This window comes from Bradyrhizobium arachidis, assembly GCF_015291705.1.
GTDB lineage: Bacteria > Pseudomonadota > Alphaproteobacteria > Rhizobiales > Xanthobacteraceae > Bradyrhizobium > Bradyrhizobium arachidis.
In genome coordinates, this window is sequence record NZ_CP030050.1 from 2,207,187 (window position 1) to 2,226,417 (window position 19,231).

The 19,231-nt window shown below is 58.5% G+C and carries 13 protein-coding genes; 7 read left to right on the plus strand and 6 right to left on the minus strand.

Translation table 11 applies throughout. The features are described from left to right. The first annotated feature begins 167 nt into the window (after positions 1–167). From WN72_RS10285 to tnpC, 5 genes are all read left to right on the plus strand, one after another. Entirely contained in the window at positions 168–1,373 is a 1,206-nt protein-coding gene (locus WN72_RS10285; RefSeq protein ID WP_143130694.1) for a GFA family protein, read from the plus strand. A 6-nt stretch (positions 1,374–1,379) separates the two neighbouring features. Then, complete coding sequence (locus WN72_RS10290; protein ID WP_092217712.1) at positions 1,380–2,057, plus strand: 2OG-Fe(II) oxygenase; 678 nt, start codon at positions 1,380–1,382, stop codon at positions 2,055–2,057. 426 nt (positions 2,058–2,483) lie between these two features. Next, positions 2,484–2,888 carry an IS66-like element accessory protein TnpA gene (gene tnpA, locus WN72_RS47800; protein ID WP_194483013.1) on the plus strand — a complete coding sequence of 135 codons (405 nt, stop codon included), beginning with the start codon at positions 2,484–2,486 and terminating at the stop codon, positions 2,886–2,888. Next, on the plus strand, positions 2,885–3,232 hold the full coding sequence (tnpB, locus tag WN72_RS10300) for an IS66 family insertion sequence element accessory protein TnpB (RefSeq protein WP_080134400.1): 348 nt from the start codon (positions 2,885–2,887) through the stop codon (positions 3,230–3,232). Before tnpA ends, tnpB begins: the two co-directional genes overlap by 4 nt. 70 nt (positions 3,233–3,302) lie before the next feature. Next, entirely contained in the window at positions 3,303–4,931 is a 1,629-nt protein-coding gene (tnpC, locus tag WN72_RS10305) for an IS66 family transposase (protein WP_194482923.1), read from the plus strand. Between the two features lie 431 nt (positions 4,932–5,362). On the opposite strand, the gene WN72_RS10310 is transcribed toward tnpC, so the two are convergent. From WN72_RS10310 to WN72_RS10335, 6 genes are all read right to left on the minus strand, one after another. Continuing rightward, on the minus strand, positions 5,363–6,679 hold the full coding sequence (locus WN72_RS10310) for a preATP grasp domain-containing protein (protein ID WP_092219336.1): 1,317 nt from the start codon (positions 6,677–6,679) through the stop codon (positions 5,363–5,365). Between the two features lie 410 nt (positions 6,680–7,089). Next, on the minus strand, positions 7,090–7,353 hold the full coding sequence (locus WN72_RS10315; RefSeq protein WP_092219337.1) for a hypothetical protein: 264 nt from the start codon (positions 7,351–7,353) through the stop codon (positions 7,090–7,092). Positions 7,354–8,300: 947 nt separating this feature from the next. Next, positions 8,301–9,458 (minus strand): M20 family metallopeptidase, encoded by a 1,158-nt coding sequence (locus tag WN72_RS10320; RefSeq protein WP_167381109.1) that lies wholly within the window; start codon positions 9,456–9,458, stop codon positions 8,301–8,303. Positions 9,459–9,882: 424 nt separating this feature from the next. After that, positions 9,883–10,401, minus strand: coding sequence for a flavin reductase family protein (locus WN72_RS10325; protein WP_244553942.1), 519 nt, complete (start codon positions 10,399–10,401; stop codon positions 9,883–9,885). A gap of 880 nt (positions 10,402–11,281) precedes the next feature. Next, complete coding sequence (gene trpD, locus WN72_RS10330; protein WP_092219339.1) at positions 11,282–12,295, minus strand: anthranilate phosphoribosyltransferase; 1,014 nt, start codon at positions 12,293–12,295, stop codon at positions 11,282–11,284. 542 nt (positions 12,296–12,837) lie between these two features. Then, positions 12,838–13,131 (minus strand): hypothetical protein, encoded by a 294-nt coding sequence (locus WN72_RS10335; RefSeq protein WP_143130796.1) that lies wholly within the window; start codon positions 13,129–13,131, stop codon positions 12,838–12,840. Positions 13,132–16,981: 3,850 nt separating this feature from the next. Here WN72_RS10335 and WN72_RS47805 point away from each other — a divergent pair. Both WN72_RS47805 and WN72_RS46810 read left to right on the plus strand, forming a co-directional pair. Then, positions 16,982–17,200, plus strand: coding sequence for a DUF7694 domain-containing protein (locus WN72_RS47805; RefSeq protein WP_430644635.1), 219 nt, complete (start codon positions 16,982–16,984; stop codon positions 17,198–17,200). Positions 17,201–18,163: 963 nt separating this feature from the next. Next, positions 18,164–18,700, plus strand: a complete 537-nt coding sequence (locus tag WN72_RS46810; RefSeq protein WP_244553943.1) for a YopT-type cysteine protease domain-containing protein — start codon at positions 18,164–18,166, stop codon at positions 18,698–18,700. The last annotated feature ends 531 nt before the right edge of the window (positions 18,701–19,231 follow it).

The window sequence follows — 19,231 nt, forward strand, 5'->3', positions numbered from 1 at the left end:
GGGTGAGCAGCACTGAATGGCGCTTTCTGCTACGCGAAGGCGCAACCAAAAATGTTGCCTAGATGGTGAAAGCGAGACAAGCCCATCGAAACCAACGAACTCGCGGTGGCCCATAGCTGGCGCGGTGCTCCGTCAAAGACCGTTCTCTCCTCATCACCAGGAGTCACATGACATCTCAAGCGTCTCGATTGACACCCGATCAGTCTCCGCAGATATGCTGCAAGTATTTGACTGAGCAAGCACGAGCCCTGTTCGGCCCGCACCCGTTCGCTGCGGAGATGTCCGAGGACCAGGTCGCTCGCCTGCTGCCCGACTATCTGGCGATGTCACAGGCGTTCCCGTACCTACAGGCGGGGTCGCAACGGGATCTCATTTTCGATGCAATGAATCACAATCGAGATATTGCGAGGGACATTGAACTGACCAGCGTGGTTGGAAATTTCATCTGTTGGGATGAGACGGGCGGTTATGGCCAAATTCTCCAGGGAGGCAAGGCGGCGCTACCCGACATTCTGGTGACTGAGAACTTCCACTCCAACCTTCTTAGAAAGGATGCGTCGCAACTACTCGGCAGAGCAATACGGCCCCACTACAGCGCCACGACCAAGCGGTACCTGCATTCTATCTATGCCGGATTGTCATCGAAAGATCCCTTAGTGCGTTGCGCCTTCATGGTCGCTTTTGAGCTACATGCTGCGGACATGATCGAGTCGCTATGGACCACTCTGGTCAAAACGTTTAAGGCGCGGCCTGGAGATCTTGAGTACTTCCGCAGCCACGTCGGCGGAGAAGATCCTGCGGAGAAGTACCACGGAGAAATGACAGGCCGGCTGATTGGCGAACTTATCCCGGCTGATAGGAATAACCGCTTTTTAGATGAGTTCGATCGAGCCTATCGGCTCAGCCTACAGTGGTGCTGCGATCTGTGCCGAATTGACTCACTGAAGGGAGATGATCACTCGGAGGTCGAGCACCATGGCCGTTGTCATTGTGGTTCTGTCAAGTTCTACGTCAAAGCACCGCGAGGGCTCTCTGCAGTTCGATGCAACTGTTCAATCTGCGAAATGTCTGGATTTCTGCACTTGCTCGTACCCGGCAACAAGCTTCGCATTAAGTGTGGCGAAGAATTCCTCACGACGTATCAGTTCAACAAGAACATCGCTCGGCACACGTTTTGCCGGGTTTGTGGCGTAAAGCCATTCTATAGGCCGCGCTCAAACCCCGACGGATTCAGCGTAAATATTCGATGCCTCGATAAAGGGACCATCGAACGCATAACGGTGAGCGAGTTCGATGGCGAGCATTGGGACCAAGCCTTCCGCTCGATGCACCAGGACCTTCAGTCCTGCGTCGAACATAAAACCCTGGAGTAAACTCGAATGGCACGCGCAATGAATCATAAATCTCGTCTTCTTTCAGAAGAAGCTTTGACAAAATACCGCATAGAACTGCTGGTAAAGGGGACGGTCGTGATCGGCCCCCAGATATTGTTCACCCAAGATGACTTGTCCAAAATCGATCAGCTGCAGGCTGAGATTTCCGAAGAAGAAGTGAGGCAGGGAGATGCCGGCGACTCGCACAATGTTTTCGTCAAGCGCGTGAGGATAGACCCGCCCGGCCGCCCTCCTAGCGACGTGAGCGGTGCAGCTCCACGGCAGATCATGGAACTACTTGAAAGGAAAGACCGCAGCTTCGCGGTAAGAAAGATCTTGGGGGCCACGTCGGATCACGTGATTCGCAGATGCCAAATGCATCGGATGCCTCCTGGTTCGTTTGTTGGCATTCATCTGGATTCTGCGAGCGATCCGGATTTCGAGTACGCGGTCATCGTGCAGCTGGCGAGGGACTTCGAGGGCGGGGAGTTCGTGGTATATCCAAGCGGGTACGAACACCAGGTATTCCGACCGCCATTTGGCGCTGTGCTTGTCACCACATGTAAGCTCCGGCATGAGGTGAAGCCTGTGCTGTCCGGCGAGCGCCGATCGCTGGTCTACTTCTGTTCAAAACGCAGCGGCGCGAACCGCCGGATCATCGAAAGTTCTACGGCTGGCACATGAGGTGGGGTGGCTGAGATCGCTTTCGAATGAATTTGGTAAGGGGTGAGCTCTCAGGAGAGGGTAGTAGCTTGGCATCTTGTGCTCAGACTGGTTCTGGCAAAAGCTGCCGGGGCGATGAGCATGTGGAAGAAGAGTTGCTTTGGAGCGAACCGGATCTCGCCGCCCGGACCCGATTCGTTCAACCTGCGCAAGCCCAGCTGCCGCGCTTGATCCCGAGCCACCGCGACCGCGTACAAGCCTCCAGCAGGTCGTCAATGATCAGGATGGTAACGATACCGCCAATTTCCTGTTCGTGCTGTGAACGATGCGGGCGTTACTGGTGGCGGCGCCCACTGGTCGCTTCTGTTGGTTGAGGCGCGTGCCTACGGTCTCCCTCCGGTGAGGGCCGCCTTGTCGGGTTAATACCAGTGCTGTGTAACAGCCCTTATGGACAGCAATAAGTTCAGTGCTCAGATTGAACGGTTCGAGGTTGTCGAGACTGGCCGTCGCCGTCGCTGGACCGATGGTGAGAAACTCAAGATCGTTCTGGAGAGTTTGCAGGCCCCGCGCGCGGTCTCGTCGACAGCACGACGATACGGCATCTCGCGCTCGCTCCTGTTGACTTGGCGACGATCGTTTGGGACGCGGACGAGCAATACTGAACAACCTCAGCCAGCGTTTGTGCCAGCGATGGTGATGCCGGACCAACCGCCGGCGCCGCCAGTAACTTTAGCGGGGCCAGCGAGCGGACGCATGGAGATTGTCTTCGGCAAGGCCTGTCGGGTGATCGTGGACGCCGGCGTTGATATGACCGCGTTGTCTCGCGTATTGGATCTGCTGGAGCGGCGATGATCCCGATCGCGGCAGGGGCGAGGATCTGGATCGCAACCGGTCACACTGACATGCGCAAAGGCATGCAGGGTCTGGCATTGCTGGTGCAGGAGGGGCTGGGGCGGGATCCTTTTGCCGGCGACGTCTTTGTGTTCCGTGGTCGTGCTGGCACCCTGATCAAAGCCCTTTGGCACGACGGGATCGGGCTGTCGCTCTACGCCAAGCGACTGGACCGTGGCCGCTTCATCTGGCCGGCGACGGTGGATGGCGTGGTATCGCTGACCGCAGCTCAGATGGGCTATTTGCTGGAGGCGATCGACTGGCGCAATCCCCAACACAGCTGGCGGCCGCAGAGCGCAGGATAGGTTGCGCAATAGTCCCGTGAGATTGCAAAAAGCGCACGCCAAATCGTCGCTTTTGTGATTCCATCGGTGCATGGGTGACGGTCCCCAGAAGCTGCCGGAAGACATTGAGGCGCTGCAAGCGGCGTTGCTGGCGACGCGCGCCGAACTCGCCAGCGTTCGCGCCCAGCAGTCCGACGACCATGCTCTGATCGCTCACCTGAAGCTGCAGATCGAAAAGCTGAACCGTGATCGTTATGGCCCTCGCTCGGAGCGTACCGCAAGGCTGCTGGATCAGCTCGAACTGACGCTGGAGGAGCTCGAGGCCTCAGCGACTGAGGACGAACTCGCTGCCGAAATGGCCGCGGCCAAGACGACGAAGGTGGCCTCGTTCACGCGCAAGAGGCCGTCGCGCCAGCCGTTCCCGGACCATCTGCCTCGCGAGCGGGTGCTCGTGCCGGGACCTGTGGCGTGCGCCTGCTGCGGCGGAGCGAGGTTGTCCAAGCTCGGGGAGGACATCACCGAGACGCTGGAGGTGATCCCGAAGTCCTGGAAGGTGATCCAGCACGTCCGGGAGAAGTTCAGCTGCCGTGATTGCGAGAAGATCAGCCAGTCCCCGGCGCCGTTCCACGTCATCGACCGTGGTTGGGCCGGCCCCAGCTTACTGGCGATGGTGCTGTTCGAGAAGTTCGGCCAGCACCAGCCGCTGAACCGTCAGGCCGAACGCTATGGCAAGGAAGGCGTGCCGATCAGCCTGTCGACCCTCGCCGACCAGGTTGGTGGCTGCACTGTTGCGCTGACGCCCTTGTTCCGGCGCCTCGAGGCCCATGTGCTGAGTGCCGAGCGATTGCACGGGGATGACACGACGGTGCCGGTCCTGGCCAAAGGCAAGACCGACACCGGCCGCATCTGGGTCTATGTACGCGACGACAAGCCTTTTGGCGGGCAGGCCCCGCCGGGAGCAGTGTTTTATTACTCGCGCGATCGCGCGGGCGAGCATCCCCAGGCCCATCTGGCCGGCTACAACGGCATCTTCCAGGCCGATGCCTATGGCGGCTATGGCAAGCTTTACGACCCGAGCCGCAACGTAGGTCCGATCCTGGAAGCGGCGTGTTGGGTCCATGCCCGACGACCGTTCTTCGTGATGGCTGATCTGGCGGAGAATGCGCGCCGCAAGGTACAAGGCAAAAAGCCAGCGGTGATCTCGCCTCTGGCACTGGAAGCAGTCCGTCGGATCGACGCCTTGTTCGAGATCGAGCGAGGCATCAACGGCGAGACGCCCGAACGGCGCCGGGCCGTCCGCCAGGAGCTGAGCGCGCCGCTGATGGCCGATCTGAAAGTCTGGATGCGTGAACAACGCGCCAAGCTCTCCCGGCGCAACGACGTTGCCAAGGCGATGGACTACATGCTCAAGCGCTGGGATGCGTTTACCCGCTTCCTCGACGATGGCCGCATCTGCCTGTCGAACAACGCCGCCGAGCGAGCCCTGCGCGGCATCGCCCTGGGGCGGAAGTCTTGGCTGTTCTGTGGCTCCGACCGCGGCGGCGACCGTGCCGCGATGATGTACAGCCTGATCGTCACAGCCAAAATGAACGACGTGGATCCACAAGCTTGGCTCGCCGACGTCCTGGCACGCATCGCTGCACATCCCGTACAACGGCTCGACGAACTTTTGCCCTGGAATTGGCGCGACCGAAATAAGCAAGTCAACCAAGCAGCCTGAGTGACCGCTACGCGGTCCTCACCGGATGCTTACTGCCTACCGCCCCGGTTGCCTGTCACTATGACTCCGCCCAGTCTGCCAACAGTACCATTTGCAGAACAGCTCGCAGCACGTCTCGGCTTCCGCCTGCAACCGGCCCGCTGGCCCGGCAGCGGAACGGCATGGATAGGGTACCCAGGTGGAGGCGCGACGCCAGCGCTGATTGGACGATTGGCGCAGGGCGAGCGGCCAGTCCATGAGCGGCTGCACCTCGAGCACCTCATCGCCGATCGGCACTTCAGTAGCGACTTAAGGGTGGTCCCGCTGGGGCTGACAGAGCTCGAGCTAGACGAGGCAAACATTCACGTCCCGTCGTCAGGTATCTTGCGCGATCGAAAGCAGGGACAAGTTCAGATCATGAGCGGTTGAAGATATGGTCGCTGGGATCTCAATCAAACCATTCGCAGTAGGTGATACTGCAGATCGCGGGCCGCTGCCCTATCGCGCGCAATCACAAGGCACTCAACGGTGCCAGCCTCTGGGTCGGCAGCAAGCGGGATCACGCCCTCCTTGCGTGTGCGGTCGAACAGAAATCCTTCCTTGACCAAACGATCATGCGCTATTTGTAGGGATTCTGATCGAACATTTCTTACGGATAAAAGAACGTTGCAACCGGAATAGTCGAAACCCAGCAGCCGGACGGCAATGGTGTGTAACACCGAGCCGCCACCCCAACGGCCGTTCGCTTCGTTAAACAGCAACCGTCCGTCATCCGCGAAAATGGCGTCAATGTTGATCATTCCGCGATATCCTAGGTTTCGCGCAAGCGCCACAAATCGGTAGGCATGCGCCTGGGCAGTCAACCATTGCTCGTTCCTCAGGTCGCTTGGTAGCTCAAGTCCTGTCCAGATCAGAGCTCTTTCGGATCGGTCGGCGCTTTTACGCAGACGTATGTTTCCACTGCTCATGAAAACGATTGAACCATCATCCTCGATTTCATACTCGAGATAGAACAAAGACGTCGCCAGGTGGTACGACTCCACGACCAGCGTCTTACATGACGCCGTTGTCATCTCGGACCAAAGCGCGTCAGGATCAAACGACGGCCATGGAATTCGCCGGGTCTCTCTTGCCCCAGGTAGTGGATCGCTTTCATTGCCGGTCAGGATGACATTTCCGACTCCGCCGGCTCCATTGTCCAGCTTTACAATGACGCTGCCGGTCGCGGTTCTAAGTGAAGTGACCGCTCTGAATAACTCGTTTGAGTCTGTCGTGATAGATCCATTCGGCAGTGGAAGTGCGACGCTTGTCGCCAATTGACGGAAGTGGCTCTTGCGGTTCAACAGATCAGGCCCCCGCTGCAGAGCGAAGTCGTCGCCTGTCTGCGGTATGCCGAGCATGGCCGCCAGGCGTGCGACGCCTTCAGTAGAGTAGCAGGGATACAATCGCCAGGTTGATTTCTGACGAATATGTCTGTTGATTCGCTCAACAACAGTCTTGGACAGGAGTGTGCAATCATCAAGCACCGGCGATTGGCTGCCGCCTTGAGGTACAAGCAGACAGAGACTCGATGCGTCGAAATTGAGCGTCGCGCCAATGAAGGATAGCAGATCCGCGGGGATGACCACCGGAGAGACTATCAGGTCACCCTCATGAGCAAACCACGCTGAACGGTATGCCGAATTGGCGGCCAGCGAAAGTTGAGCTGGTGTCAGATCGGAGCCCGACATTTGAGCCGTACCGGCATTCATGATCAGGATCCGCGGCATCCGCGACCTCCGGGCATTTGGGCGCGATCAGAGAGGAATCGTGATGCCAACAATGGTGAACCTGCTGCGCCGCGTTGAGCACTGAGCGAAGCTTGATTTGGCGCCGTCCTGCTCCGAGAGAGGCGAGGTCGGTGAGCGCGAGCGATATGGTCAGTCTGTCGGCCGAGGCCGACGTAGCTGAGAGGCTGCCCTTCGAAATGGACCGCAGTTTCGCCGGGAGTATACGCAGCTTTTCGGTCGGTCAGGCTGCGGAGATTCAACTCGATGTTCAAGCGCCTCACGGCCGCATAGTACGCTTGCAGCGAGTGGCTTCCGCCGCAACCCGGAATTGCTTGGCGAGTCTCCGATGACATGATTCGGTTGGCCTTTATACAGGCTATGATCAGACGGCCTTGGAGGGATGATGGTTCTCATGGGTTGAGAACAATGGATATTGCTTGAGGGATCTCGGCCGATTGATCACTCTCTCTGTTCTGCTGCGCGACGGTCGTGTGCATCTGTCCGTAGTGATAAAAACACCACGAAGACAGTTTCTTGCCGCGTCTTTGATATACAGGCTCGCCGCACATATAGGCCTCTCTGGCATCTCCATCTTTGAAGCCGATGATGCAGCGGCATTGGCCTTCAATATGGTCGATCAACAGGACCTTCTTGAGGCCGTCGGGCTCTTTCAACTTGCTGCTCCATAATGCCAAGCAATATTTTGCGATGCCGCGCGGGCCAAGCGGAGCGACAATTGCAGCTCAGGCTCCTTGAAAACCTGCGCAGGCCAGCCATCTGTCGCACCTTTGCGCGATCGCCATGCCTTGCCACCACGAGAAAGCAGTGACAGAGCGGAAAGCCAGTTCGGCGAACTGATATTGGCGCGGTGTCGCGCCAGAGGAGGGGCTTTGTTCAGCTTCGGCCGGCAGCGTCCCCGACTTAGGGGGGCGGATGGAGGTCTACGTCGCTCAACTCTAACCTCGTCGGTTCTCTGGTGCCCCGGGCCAGAACAGCCACGTGGTCTCGGTTTCGGAATGGCGGGCCTTTCAAAGCTACGTTCGAGCCATAGCGCCGCAATTAGGACTGGCTGCAGAACCCTTCCGACCGCCCCGCCACGGGGGATGAGGATCATGATTGACCATGGGGACGAGGGTCTGACCAGCTGAGACATTCGCAATCCTTCACGATCTCGGCAGCAGACCGAGACAGGTGCCCACCTCAAGACCGTACGACTTAACGTTACGTCCGATTCAAGCCCTTTTATGCACGCTCTGAACGTGGCCAAGCTCTTAAATCGGCTCGCCGGCCGGTCTGGTGTCGCACGCATTCAGCGCTGCGATTTGCGTCAAGAAAGTTCGTTTGCCTTTGAGATGAGGGCCGCTGCCGATAAGCCAATTCTCGGAAACGTTCGCCCTTTCGCGACCAAGGGCTCGCGCCCTTTGCAGCCGATTGCCCGCCTGACCTCCGCTGCCGTCATTGGATAGCTCAGTCACTTCTATGATTTTGCAATGCCAAATCCGGCATCTGACCGATAGTTTTCGATGAGTGCCGTGAGGGTGGGCGAGGAACGGTCCTGCGAATGTGCCGGCGGCCGTCATCAAACGCACGTCGCGGTCACTGATTTCGCTTGGCGTCAGGATTATCGCAGCGTCTGATACAGGCGGTACAGCAAACGCGCGCGAGGTTCAATCGACGAGATGTAGAGTTGCTCATGATGCGTATGCGCGCCCGTGCCGTCAACGCCAAGGCCATCAAGAGTCGCGGTATGCGGCGCGGTGAAATTGCTGTCGGAGCCGCCGCCGCTGAACGCGTCGAGCAGCTCGAAGCCAAGTTCGGCGGCAAGCGTTTTGGCGTGTGCGTAAAGTGCGGCGCCGGCGCTGGTCTTCTCATATGGCGGACGGTTCAATTCGCCTGATACCTTCACGCTGACGCCGTCGGAGCGCGAGGTGATGCCGAGAATCTTGGGCACCAGCTCGTCGGCATGTGCCATGGTGGGGACGCGCACGTCGACTTGCGCATAGGCCAGTTCCGCGACGACGTTGGGCCTGGTGCCGCCGCGGACGACGCCGACATTGACGGTGATACCGCGCGTGAGATCGTTCATCCCCTCCAGCGTCTGGATCACATGGGCGAGTTCCCGGATCGCGCTGCGGCCGCCCTCGGGCCGCGTACCTGCATGCGCCGGAGCGCCCTTGATGAATACGTCAAAGCGCGCAACGCCCTTGCGTCCCGTGATGACCTTGCCCCCGTCGCGAGCGGGCTCGGTTACCAGTACGTATTTGGCCTTGCGGCCCTCGGCCTCGATCAGCGCGCGCGAGGTTGGGCTGCCGATTTCTTCGTCCGAAACGTAGAGGTGCGTGATGCCGAGCGGCGGGCGTGCATCATCGGCGCAGATTTGCCGGAAGGCGTGATAGGCGAGGTAGGCACCGCCTTTCATGTCGTAGATGCCAGGGCCGAACGCGCGGTCGCCCTCGATCTTGAATGGTAGCCGTTCGATGGACCCCATCGGATGAACTGTGTCGAGATGGCTTAACACCAGAATGCCCGGTACGCCCTGCCCCCAAGAAGAGCGGCTGACCAAATGATCGCCGCAGCCGTCACGCCCCGCAACGCGCTCGACACTGGCCGGCAGGTCGCGATAACCTGCTGCGACGACATCAGCGAGTTTGTTGATCTGATCCGGCCGCTCCGTCGGAGATTCAATCAGGACCCAGCGGCGAATGCCCTCGAGAATCTGGGCGATTTCGAACCCGTTGCTGGACAGAATTGTCTGACGCCTTTGAAGTCGATTTGTCATCGCTTCTGCAAGATCATAATGTCCCTGTGTCCTCACGTCAGAATCGAGCCGAAAGATCTAGAGAAGCGCCAACCATTTTGACCCGGGGCGTGCCTATGAACCCGATCCTGCTGCGGCAACGATGCTTACTCGCCTGTCGCTCACAACTGATCTACCAAAGCTGGTAGTTTTCGAGAGGATGACGCAGTTGTCCTGACCCGGTACCCGCACGCGTCGTGGCGCGGCAGGTCGCAGACCGGCACAAGCATAGATCGACAGGCGAAGCGCCCGAAATCGCCGGGGGCTGATGAGACCTTTCAGTACGAGCCTAATCTGTGGAACCAGTCGCAGCCCAGGCAATTGTTGGATCGCGCTCGTGGAAGCGACTAGGGAGTGAGGCCATCGACCATTCTGCTGTCCCGACGGGGTCTGCGCAAAACCGCACTCAGTCTAGCAGTAAAGTACGAAGTGCGCCCCGGAAGTTGATCAATGGATTTCCATCGCTTTGTCGGGTGGCGATAATTCTTCCGATAAAGACGGTGTGTGTGCCAAGCAACTTGTGGTCATACAAAACGCATTCGAGCGCGCAAAATGCGTTGGGCAATAGCGGTACATCGAGGGCACCCTGGTCCCAGGCCTCGGTGTCGAAGCGGTGAACGCCTTTCGCCCCCTCCCCACCGCCAAAACGCAGCGCAAGGTCCTCCTGGTCACTGCGGAGAACACTGACCCCAAAGCTGCCGTTGGCAAGGATCTCATCATGTGCCTCGGAGCGGGCATTGATGCCAACGACCAGGCACGGCGGCTCCATGGACGTCACAGAGCTCACCGTCAGTCCACGTCGTCCGGCTGCCGTCCCGGTCGTCACGATAGCGACACCGCTCGCCAGGCTTTGCATGGCATGGCGGAACTCTGCCGGTTGGATAGATGGCATATCCCGGATCGCAGGAGGGAACTGGTGGCTCATGATTAGCCTCTGCAGTTGAACCCCACTTCTAGTGTCTCCACACCCAGAGACGACTTTGATCCCCATGGGGCTTGTAATGGGGGAGCCGGTGTCGAAATTGCGTGACGAGTAGGCTCAGATGGAGACCGGGTATGACTTCGATATCCCTCTGGATTAGCTGACAGTCACAGCCGGACGGACGTGCAATATCTCGACGGGTTACGCCGGATGGCGATCGCAGCGGCAGAACTAAGAATTGGGTCGCCTCTGTTTCGACAGGGTTTCCATTAAACAGCAAACCGCGCTGAGCAGCCCGGCGACGCGCCAGTGCACAGGGAATCGTGGTCGGATCCAAACAGCTGGGCTGGAATCTGGCTCGGCCCCGTGGGGAGGGAATGATGCCGATTGCGGTAACAGCGCCCCTGCCAGAGTTTCTCCGCATGTAGACGGCATCGGTGCGCGCCTAATGTACTTTTAGGAGAACACGTTTTTTTGCCGCGAGAAGATGCTCATCGAGCGTCGCGTGCAGCGCACCCCGCAACTCCGGTGGGATTGAGCTATCCGTATCGATCAATTCCCGAAACTTCCGTATGATGTGTTCTATCGCAGCAATAGATCCGAGTGTTTCAATCCTCTGCCGGGACATCATCATCTCCTTAGGCGCGCAGCGCGTTTCATCGCGGGTCCTCACCTCGGCAATGTGGGCTGCAACAGGCTCTCATCGTTAAGGAGGCTAGCTCTCGCGCCCGGGCTCGGCGCGAATTGCTTTCGTCAGGGCGAGCGCAGGCGGCGCAGGCTCCTTGAAATCCCGCAGAAATGCCGTGCATTCGTGGCTCCAATATTGTCGCGCTCGTGAACAGCAGACGTGGTCGCAATACTGGAACATCGGCCAGCTCGGCTGTCAGGCGTTCGAAACCGCGATCAGGCGCTTCAGTCGAGCGGCTGCGGCGCCGCGATCAAGTGATTCTTGTCCAAGTGCTACGCCTTCCTGCAGGGTTGAGGCCCGCCCAGCCACGACCAACGCCGCCGCCGCGTTCAAAAGTGCGGCGTCGCGAAATGGACCTGGTACGCCATCAAGCACATTTTGCAGCGCAACGGCATTAGTCTCCGCATCGCTGCTTTCCAGCGCGTCGTTGCGGCGGCGGGGGAGCCCGGCTTGTTCCGGCGTCACTTCGAAGGTGCGGACTATACCCGCCTCAAGCGCAGCAACAAACGTTGGGCCGGAGAGGGTTATTTCGTCGAGCCCGTCCGAGCCATGAACAACCCATACCGACTCGGCACCAAGGTTCTTCAAGACATACGCCAGAGGCTGCACCCATTGGGCAGACAATACCCCAACGATCTGTCGCTTGACCCCGGCCGGATTGCACAGAGCCTCGATCAGATCAAAGATCGTATGGGTTCCAACTGCGGCCCGGATCTGCCCGATGCGCTGCATCGCCGGATAATGGGCTGACGCAAACACGAAGCCGATGTTGGCTTCCTGCACGCAACGTGCGATCGCGTCAGGCTTGAGATCAACCTTCACACCGAGGCGCGCCAACACGACTGGGGCGCTTGAACCCGAAGACGCAGCGCGGTTGGCATGCTTGACCACAGGAATGCCGGCCCCGGCGACGATGAAGGAAGCACACGTCGACACCTTGACCGAATGCGTAGGGGTCTTGCTCGTGCCAGCGAGGCCGACGGGGTCGCATGTCGCCTCGACCCGCGGCGTTCTATTCCGCATCGCCAAGGCGGCGCCAGTGACTTCTTCGACCGTTTCGCCCCGGACCCGCATCCCCATCAACAAGGCGCCGATCTGCGAGGGAGTCGCGTAACCCGACATCATGCTGTCGAAGGCTGACGCAGTTTCCTCACGCGTCAGAGTGGCGCCTGTGGCAACTTTGCCCATGATCGATCTAAGCACTTCCATCGAACTTTACACGTTCCTGTCCAAACCTCGAGCTCTTCCGCAAGACATCGTTGAAGAGACCCGGCACCGATTGCCTTGATGCAGTGGCCCGTCCCACGTGACATGGCCTCATTTACGCTTGAGGCGGCAGGCGGTTGAGTGTGGGCATGCTTGGTGAGGCTACAACCTGACGCTACGTGAGGGTCAAGCTCTCCATTTCGGTGGTGCCGTCGAGAGGAGATCGTCGGTCAGCTAGAACACTGGAGTTGCTTGTCGCAGGACTGATGACGCTGTTTTTTGGCGGCAATGGCCTTTTGCCGCGGTGTTCCGGCCGGATCACCTCATCCTTCTTATAGCCTGCCGTCGCCGCGGTGGCGAACCGTTGAAGCGGCTCCATCTACTGATTCCAGGCTATCCGTAATGGGGCGGTCGAGCCCCGATCTCAGCTGGCTCTACCCAATAACCCCACCCGGTTGCAAATGAAGGTGGCCGTTCATAGTGCGATGGACCCGTCCCGTTGATCCGCTTGCGTGAGGGCCGGTCATGTTCGTTTCTGCCTTGCATCAGAATACGCCCTGCTGTGGCGCGTCGAGGCGATCGGTTTTCGGAGCAGCCTCTGCGGTGGCAAGATGATTTTGGAGAACATCGAATGGCGTGATGTGCCTGCCTTGCATGATGCCGCTGTCGATCCATACGCCATGCGGATCGAGACGAAGTACTTTGCTTGGTCGGGATGTATACGCGTATCGGAGCCGCCGCGCACGGCCTGAGCTCGATTGCATGCCCAGTTGAAACAATGTCGGACTGCGAAAGTGCAGGTCCTGGATGAACTTCTGCAAACGGGCTGCACCGAACATTCGCGCTTGAAAAGGGGCCCCGCATCAACCTCATGGTAGGATTGCAGAGCCAATTTCAAGCTTGTGCAGCGTTTTGATAACGTGCGCCACACCCAATCAGAACATATCGAAGGGTAACTTCCGCATTCGCCTATCTCGACACGCGCGACTGACCATAGCGTTGGTCAATTGTAGGCGGCCATGCTCGTCACCTGACCGCGGGTGACCATCCTGCGGGTCACCCTGGGATCACTTCTCCGGATAGGCGAATGAACAGGCCGCCACATTCACTTCGAGTCGCTGCTTTTCTTGCTAGTGTCTCGCACCGAGATAACGTAGCGACATCGCTGACTGAGGCTCGCTTGCTTGGATCTGAGGCAGGCGGTGATAGCGGTGCGATCTGGTATGTGGCTGCTACAAAGGCGGAACACGTCCTCCATGCAAGCCTCTTTCTCTTCTGCGGTCGGCGTTTCATCGCGCGCGTTGACCGGCCCTGGGATTACAGCGGTCATTGCGGCGACAAGAGCAATGGCGCAGCGGGAGATGGTGAGGCGCGAAGCCAACTGACTTCGTTGATTTTGAGTCATGATATCCATTCAAGTCCGGTTGGTTGCGTTATTGATCTTCCTGCGCGAAGCGCAACGTGACCTATGAGCCAGGAAACAGGCCGGAACTGCTTAAGGAAGGTGCCGGCATGCTCGTTCTTCCGCTTTTGCGTTCGTGCGGTGCTGGTCATCCGTCCGGCACGACAGAAACCACACCTGCTGTAGTGGCGGAGCACCACGAAGAGTCGAAGTACTGGCGGCTGAGCTGGCCCAGCAAGTAATCATTCGGGAGCATCCAGTGGTTCGGTGCATGCCTGGATGTGGCGATGCACCGTTTGGGCCTGACATGTGCTTAGGTACTCTGGCTCAGCCTACCACCAACTGACCAATGACTCCGTAGCCGGCGCGACGACGGGATGAAAGCATGGCCCTATCGCGAGGCAGGGAGAGCAGGCAAAAACCGCAGGTGCGCCCAAGCCACTGTTCATGATGCATTCGATCGTTCAGAGCGAACCATGATGACGCGCGCCGAGACTATGTTTGCTGTAGTCGCGCCTGTGTTCCGCGTTATGTGAAGACGTCGGGTGAGGTATCTGGGACGGAGTCTCCGTCTGGCGTTGTGCTGAGGTTGGGGTGATGGGAGCGCCCGCCGTGTAGAGCTCGAAACGCGCGATTTCGTCCAGTCGCGATAGGAGCAGCTCCGACGCAGCCCGGACAAGGATGCACCTTGAGCATCTTAGCGTCCTGATCGAGTCGCGCCAGGTGAGTTTGGATATCTGAAACATTCGTGATTCGCTTGGCGTGTCTGGAACGGCCTGGATTGTCGGAGGTGGTTCCCACTTGTCTAGGATCGTACAATCTAACGCTACGTGCGATTCAAGTCCCTTCGTGCGTCTAATCGTCTGAGGATGTCGAGGCTGTGCATTCTTCGTGCGCGCCTCGGCTGCAACGCGCACTGTGGCGCTTCAGAATAGCGGCTGTGCGTGGCGACTGCCCCTTCAGCACCCGAGGCTTCGAGCGTCGCTGTTACGTGATTATACGGAGCGCCGGTGTCGCATTTCTTTGATCTGCGAATTGCATGCTCTCGGCATGAATGCGAAAAGTAAACTCTACCAACCCGAGCACTGGCGAGGCCGTGCGGAAGCAACGCGAAAGAAAGCGGAAGCGCTCGCTGACGGGAGAGCCAAAGACAGGCTGCTCAAAATTGCCGTGGAATACGACAAGCTAGCTCGGCGCGCCCACATGTGGCAGATGCACAAAGACGAGGACGATACGTGACGCGAGGAAGAGCTGTAAAGTGTTGATCGCTATCCGACCCAATGGCCACGCAGATGTCGCACAGCAAGCAAGTCAGTGCGTGGAAGTGACGTTGAGGGGCACCGTAGGGCGGGGCATCCTGACGGTCCTGTCCCGCGCTCCAGATAGCGAAATATAAGGCGGAGCGATCCGCCTGCCCAACGCTCCTTCAGTCCTACTTCCTTAGTCAGCTTCTCGAAAGCAAATACTCATAAGAAAAAGCGCAGCCTAGACCTCAATTTGCAGTCTATGCGTCGCAGTAACGCGGAAGCCCGGAGCCAATCCGCGCCAGACCGTTCAGCTGTTACAGGTCAGTGTGTGGAACTTCGTTGCGGCTGCAATGGCATATGAGTTTCGCCAATTCGAGCTATCTGCGTCATTGATGGTGCGTGGGTATACGGAGCGGCCGCGGCATGCGCAAGGCGTGGCAAAGCCCCTAGCTGCTCTGGCATCCGCCAGCTTATTCAGAAGAACGCTGCGATGATCCAGTAGAGCCCGGCCCAAAGCAGCACATTTATGAGGAGTGCGGCCAGCGGCCAAGGGTTCCACCTCCTTTGCGCCGACCGGGAGCGACAATCGGCGCCGTAATGCCTGATCGGTGGGTGCTTTGGTGCGCGCCAATGCGTCATTTCATCAGACGTCGCGCTGGTCCGCTGAGAAATGCCGGACTTTGCATGCCTCGTACCACTCATAATCTCGCAGTCCTCTTGCAAGGAGAGTATCGGAATGTTTGTCTGTTGCGCGGCGAGCCTCCGTCCGATGGTATGCTCGCGTATCATCGGTACAGTTAGCGTCGCTTTCCGTCACCGCAGCAATCTACATGCCACGACGCAGAAGTATCCGCACCGCTTTGATGCCACCAAAAGCGCGTATGTCGGGCGTTGGCGACACAGAGCCGCTGCCAGAGGTCGGATTCGCGACGTCCATGTCTGAAAGACAACACCCTCATTAGCTGCAAAAGGCTGAGCGTCGCGAGCGCCATACCCTGAGCAATGAGTTCGAACTCGCATCGTAGTGCCGCGTGAAGATCGGCCGACGATGATTGAGATCGATTAATCATTGTTCCTGACCGTTAGCTTACGAGGAGAGGCCGAGATGGCAGGCGATCCGCTCGATTGTCGTCGGTTCGACGTCAGTTCATACCAGGCGTCCGCGGCTCTGGGTGCAGGCCGATTCGCGCAGCCTCTTTCTATCGTGTCGGGCGCATTGCCACTGTTCAGACTCGACGAGAAAGCCATGAATGATCAGGTACGATCTCGCCAAGCAGTAATATCGTCGGTTCAGCTGGAGCCATCACTGGCTTTGCGAGACATCATGGAATCTAGATGTCAAGGCCCACTATAGAGAGAATGCCATGATGACGACCAATTCATTGAAGAGAGGGGGCCGCCAGTCTCTTGCGCTCAAGCGCCATGACATGAATGCGTACTAACGCTTGCTTGAAGCGCGGGAGAGCGATGGCAGACATAAGTGTTGCTGATGCGCGCTGTATTCGGCGATGTGCGACCAATACTGGCCGGCATCCATGAGTAAGATGCTTCGCATGAAAGGGGCTCGATGACGGAGTTGTACTATGAACCGGGAAGGTGCGGTCGGCGGAGCGATTCGCCATCGCCCAGATCGTGCTACCGCCCGTACTCACGTAATCGGTGGCTCCTGAGAGCGTTCCGCCCACGATGCGATCGTTAGAAGACTATAGCAGGAGAACGAGTGATGATGGACATCTGCGGCTTTCTCAGATGGTGCTCTGAAGAGCGGTACAGTAACGATTTGCGAGACAACGTAAGCCGCGTCGGTTTCAAGGCCCTTCGAAAGGCAAAGGAGCGGGCGTGCGAGCGCAGTTGATAGAGAAGCTGGAGGCCGGCCGCGTGCAACACGGCCGGTTCGCTACGGTTCCGGGATCAGGCCCTTGCGGCGTGTTCCTTGTGCAGGGGCCTTGCGGGTGTGAACTAAAGATAAGTGGATTTGTTCGTCCTGGCTGGGAGCATGTTGCGGTCTCGACGCCGCGGCGCTGTCCGAATTGGGAAGAGATGTGCTTTGTAAAAGACCTGTTCTGGGATGAAGAGGAATGCGTCATGCAACTGCATCCGCCATATTCGCAGTATGTGAATAACAGCCGATATTGCCTTCACCTGTGGAGGCCCATTCATCGCGACATCCCGATGCCACCGCCGAGCTTTATAGGCATCGTTGGACTAGGGCCCTCAGAGGCCGCAATGTTGTTCGCGCGGATGAGCGCGGCACCATGATGAGCTGATTAGGAATATCCAAGCGCAAGGTGACGCCGAGCGGCTGCAGAAGACCGATTCGGCGCCGCCGAACCGAGGCGCCAAGAGCGTGTATATGTTAGGATCAATTGACCGTAGCCGTGCGCGGGGGCAGTCGAATTAGCTACTATCGACCGGGAGAAGCAAACAGTGCACTGATCCGGGTAAAGATCGCGGAACCGTGCTGAACGCGCTCGGCGGCAACAACAGCATCTCGCCGGGCCGACGATCATCCTCACAAGGCATCGCTGGGCGATCCGACGACGCGAATTGCGCACTCTTTGGAGCGAGAAGTGTGTGCCGACCGGCGGCGTAACGCGATGGTTGTGAGATCGAGGCCAAGGCGACGGTCGCATTTAGTGACGAAGGCGCTCTCGCCCCATCACCCTGACTGCATCCGGAATTGCAGAAGGTCGCGCGTGCCGTCGCCGTGCGACAGTCATCAGCTCGCCGGCCACAATCCCACATCTGGAGCGGGGCTCGTGAGCAGCGGCGGTCGAGACACTAATTAGGCGTGGGGCGGTAGCTTCGCTAATTTATCTGGTTGTCAGCTCGTCGTCAGCTTGCCGCAAGATCATTCGCAAGCAGAGCGTAAGCAGCCCGCGCTCGCTCTGAGGAAACGTACACTGAAGAAGCAGGCGAACCGGCATGTATAATCGAGTTAGTGACCGGTCCACACGCCCTAATCAAGCTGACGAACCGAGTGGGTCGGCGGACGGCTACGAATTTGCTCAAGCATTGACGGATCTCGCTCAACGGGAGAGCCCGCCATGCGGGGAATTGTCCGACAAAATGGGCCTCTGCTGCAGCAAGCCACAGACCTCAAATGTAATCATTTACAGTCCAAGCACCTCGGAGCCCAGCACATCCTCTCTGTCCTCCAGCTCAAATCCATCGTCTCCAGCGAAGCCTATTCGTCCTCTGTTCGAATACAGGACTGCGGAATTGTCCGGTGCCAATGTCAGCGGAATCTGCGTTGGATTGGGAGCGGAGTGGCTCCTCAATCTCCCGAGTAGCCCATCATCCCGGATGACGGCGCTGCGCCCGGGGACTCAAAATCACAGCTCGGCGGCAATGCGGCAGCAGCGGTATGAAGACCTCAAGCGTCTGTTGCGAAGGAATAGGGCGGAAGGTTCCCACGACCTCGAAGCAAAAACTACGATGTTACGCGAAGCCGGCCTAGAGCCGTTCGCCCAAGAGACGCGATATAGGTTTGGTACATCTTCGCGCATTGAGCAGATCGTGAATGAGGTCGCCGACGATGGGTCGATCTACTTCGTCAGCTTGCGTTTCGCCGCTGGTGGTGCCCACACAATCGTAACGTCGACATCGAATGGAATGACGACCCTCTTTGATCCCAATTATGGGGAATTTACTGTTCGCTCAGATCAGATGGGTGAGTTGTTCAAAAGTCTCGCAGACCGCTACAGGAACCCGAACCAACATGATTTATCGACTGTCGTCACACTAAGGATGACGTGAGTGTTCGGGACGTTGTAAAGATACTTGGCCGAGGCCCGCGAATGGATCCTTTCGCGATCGATGCCGGACATCCGCAACGCGTCCGGCATTGCAAGCACGGCAGGGAACACGGATTGTGGCGCCCTCAACGCGCGCCCGACGTGAAGCAGAGCTCAGGGCGCCCCCTTCCGACATTGGAGCGCCATGCTCGGCGGAAGCTCTCTGGAAGTAATGCAGCGAGGAGAAAATGCCCACAGAGAGAGAGGCTGGCCGGTCACTCAGATTGATGAGCTCGTGCCCTGGCGCGTCAAAGCCTGGATGGGCTGCGCTTGCACTCAAGCAGGAACGGTGGCCCGTTAGACTTTCCTTTAAGTTGGCTAAGCTCCTCGTGTGGGTTTCGACGCCTTTAGCCCTTGCGCTCAGGGCTAAGGGCGGGCATCACGCATCCAACACAATCGGCACAAGTTGTATTTTCGTCTGCTTTGGAATCGTCGCCGGCCGCTTCTCCACTGACCTCCCCAGGCAAGCAGCTGCTGTCAACGACAATGCGTG

What these genes read in the sequence shown, in the direction of transcription:
- WN72_RS10285 (WP_143130694.1), top strand. Translation starts at nt 168, where the DNA reads ATGACATCTCAAGCGTCTCGATTGACACCCGATCAGTCTCCGCAGATA.
- WN72_RS10290 (WP_092217712.1), top strand. Translation starts at nt 1,380, where the DNA reads ATGGCACGCGCAATGAATCATAAATCTCGTCTTCTTTCAGAAGAAGCT.
- tnpA (WP_194483013.1), top strand. Translation starts at nt 2,484, where the DNA reads ATGGACAGCAATAAGTTCAGTGCTCAGATTGAACGGTTCGAGGTTGTC.
- tnpB (WP_080134400.1), top strand. Translation starts at nt 2,885, where the DNA reads ATGATCCCGATCGCGGCAGGGGCGAGGATCTGGATCGCAACCGGTCAC.
- tnpC (WP_194482923.1), top strand. Translation starts at nt 3,303, where the DNA reads ATGGGTGACGGTCCCCAGAAGCTGCCGGAAGACATTGAGGCGCTGCAA.
- WN72_RS10310 (WP_092219336.1), bottom strand. Translation starts at nt 6,679, where the DNA reads ATGCCGCGGATCCTGATCATGAATGCCGGTACGGCTCAAATGTCGGGC.
- WN72_RS10320 (WP_167381109.1), bottom strand. Translation starts at nt 9,458, where the DNA reads ATGACAAATCGACTTCAAAGGCGTCAGACAATTCTGTCCAGCAACGGG.
- WN72_RS10325 (WP_244553942.1), bottom strand. Translation starts at nt 10,401, where the DNA reads ATGAGCCACCAGTTCCCTCCTGCGATCCGGGATATGCCATCTATCCAA.
- trpD (WP_092219339.1), bottom strand. Translation starts at nt 12,295, where the DNA reads ATGGAAGTGCTTAGATCGATCATGGGCAAAGTTGCCACAGGCGCCACT.
- WN72_RS10335 (WP_143130796.1), bottom strand. Translation starts at nt 13,131, where the DNA reads ATGTTCGGTGCAGCCCGTTTGCAGAAGTTCATCCAGGACCTGCACTTT.
- WN72_RS47805 (WP_430644635.1), top strand. Translation starts at nt 16,982, where the DNA reads ATGTGCTTTGTAAAAGACCTGTTCTGGGATGAAGAGGAATGCGTCATG.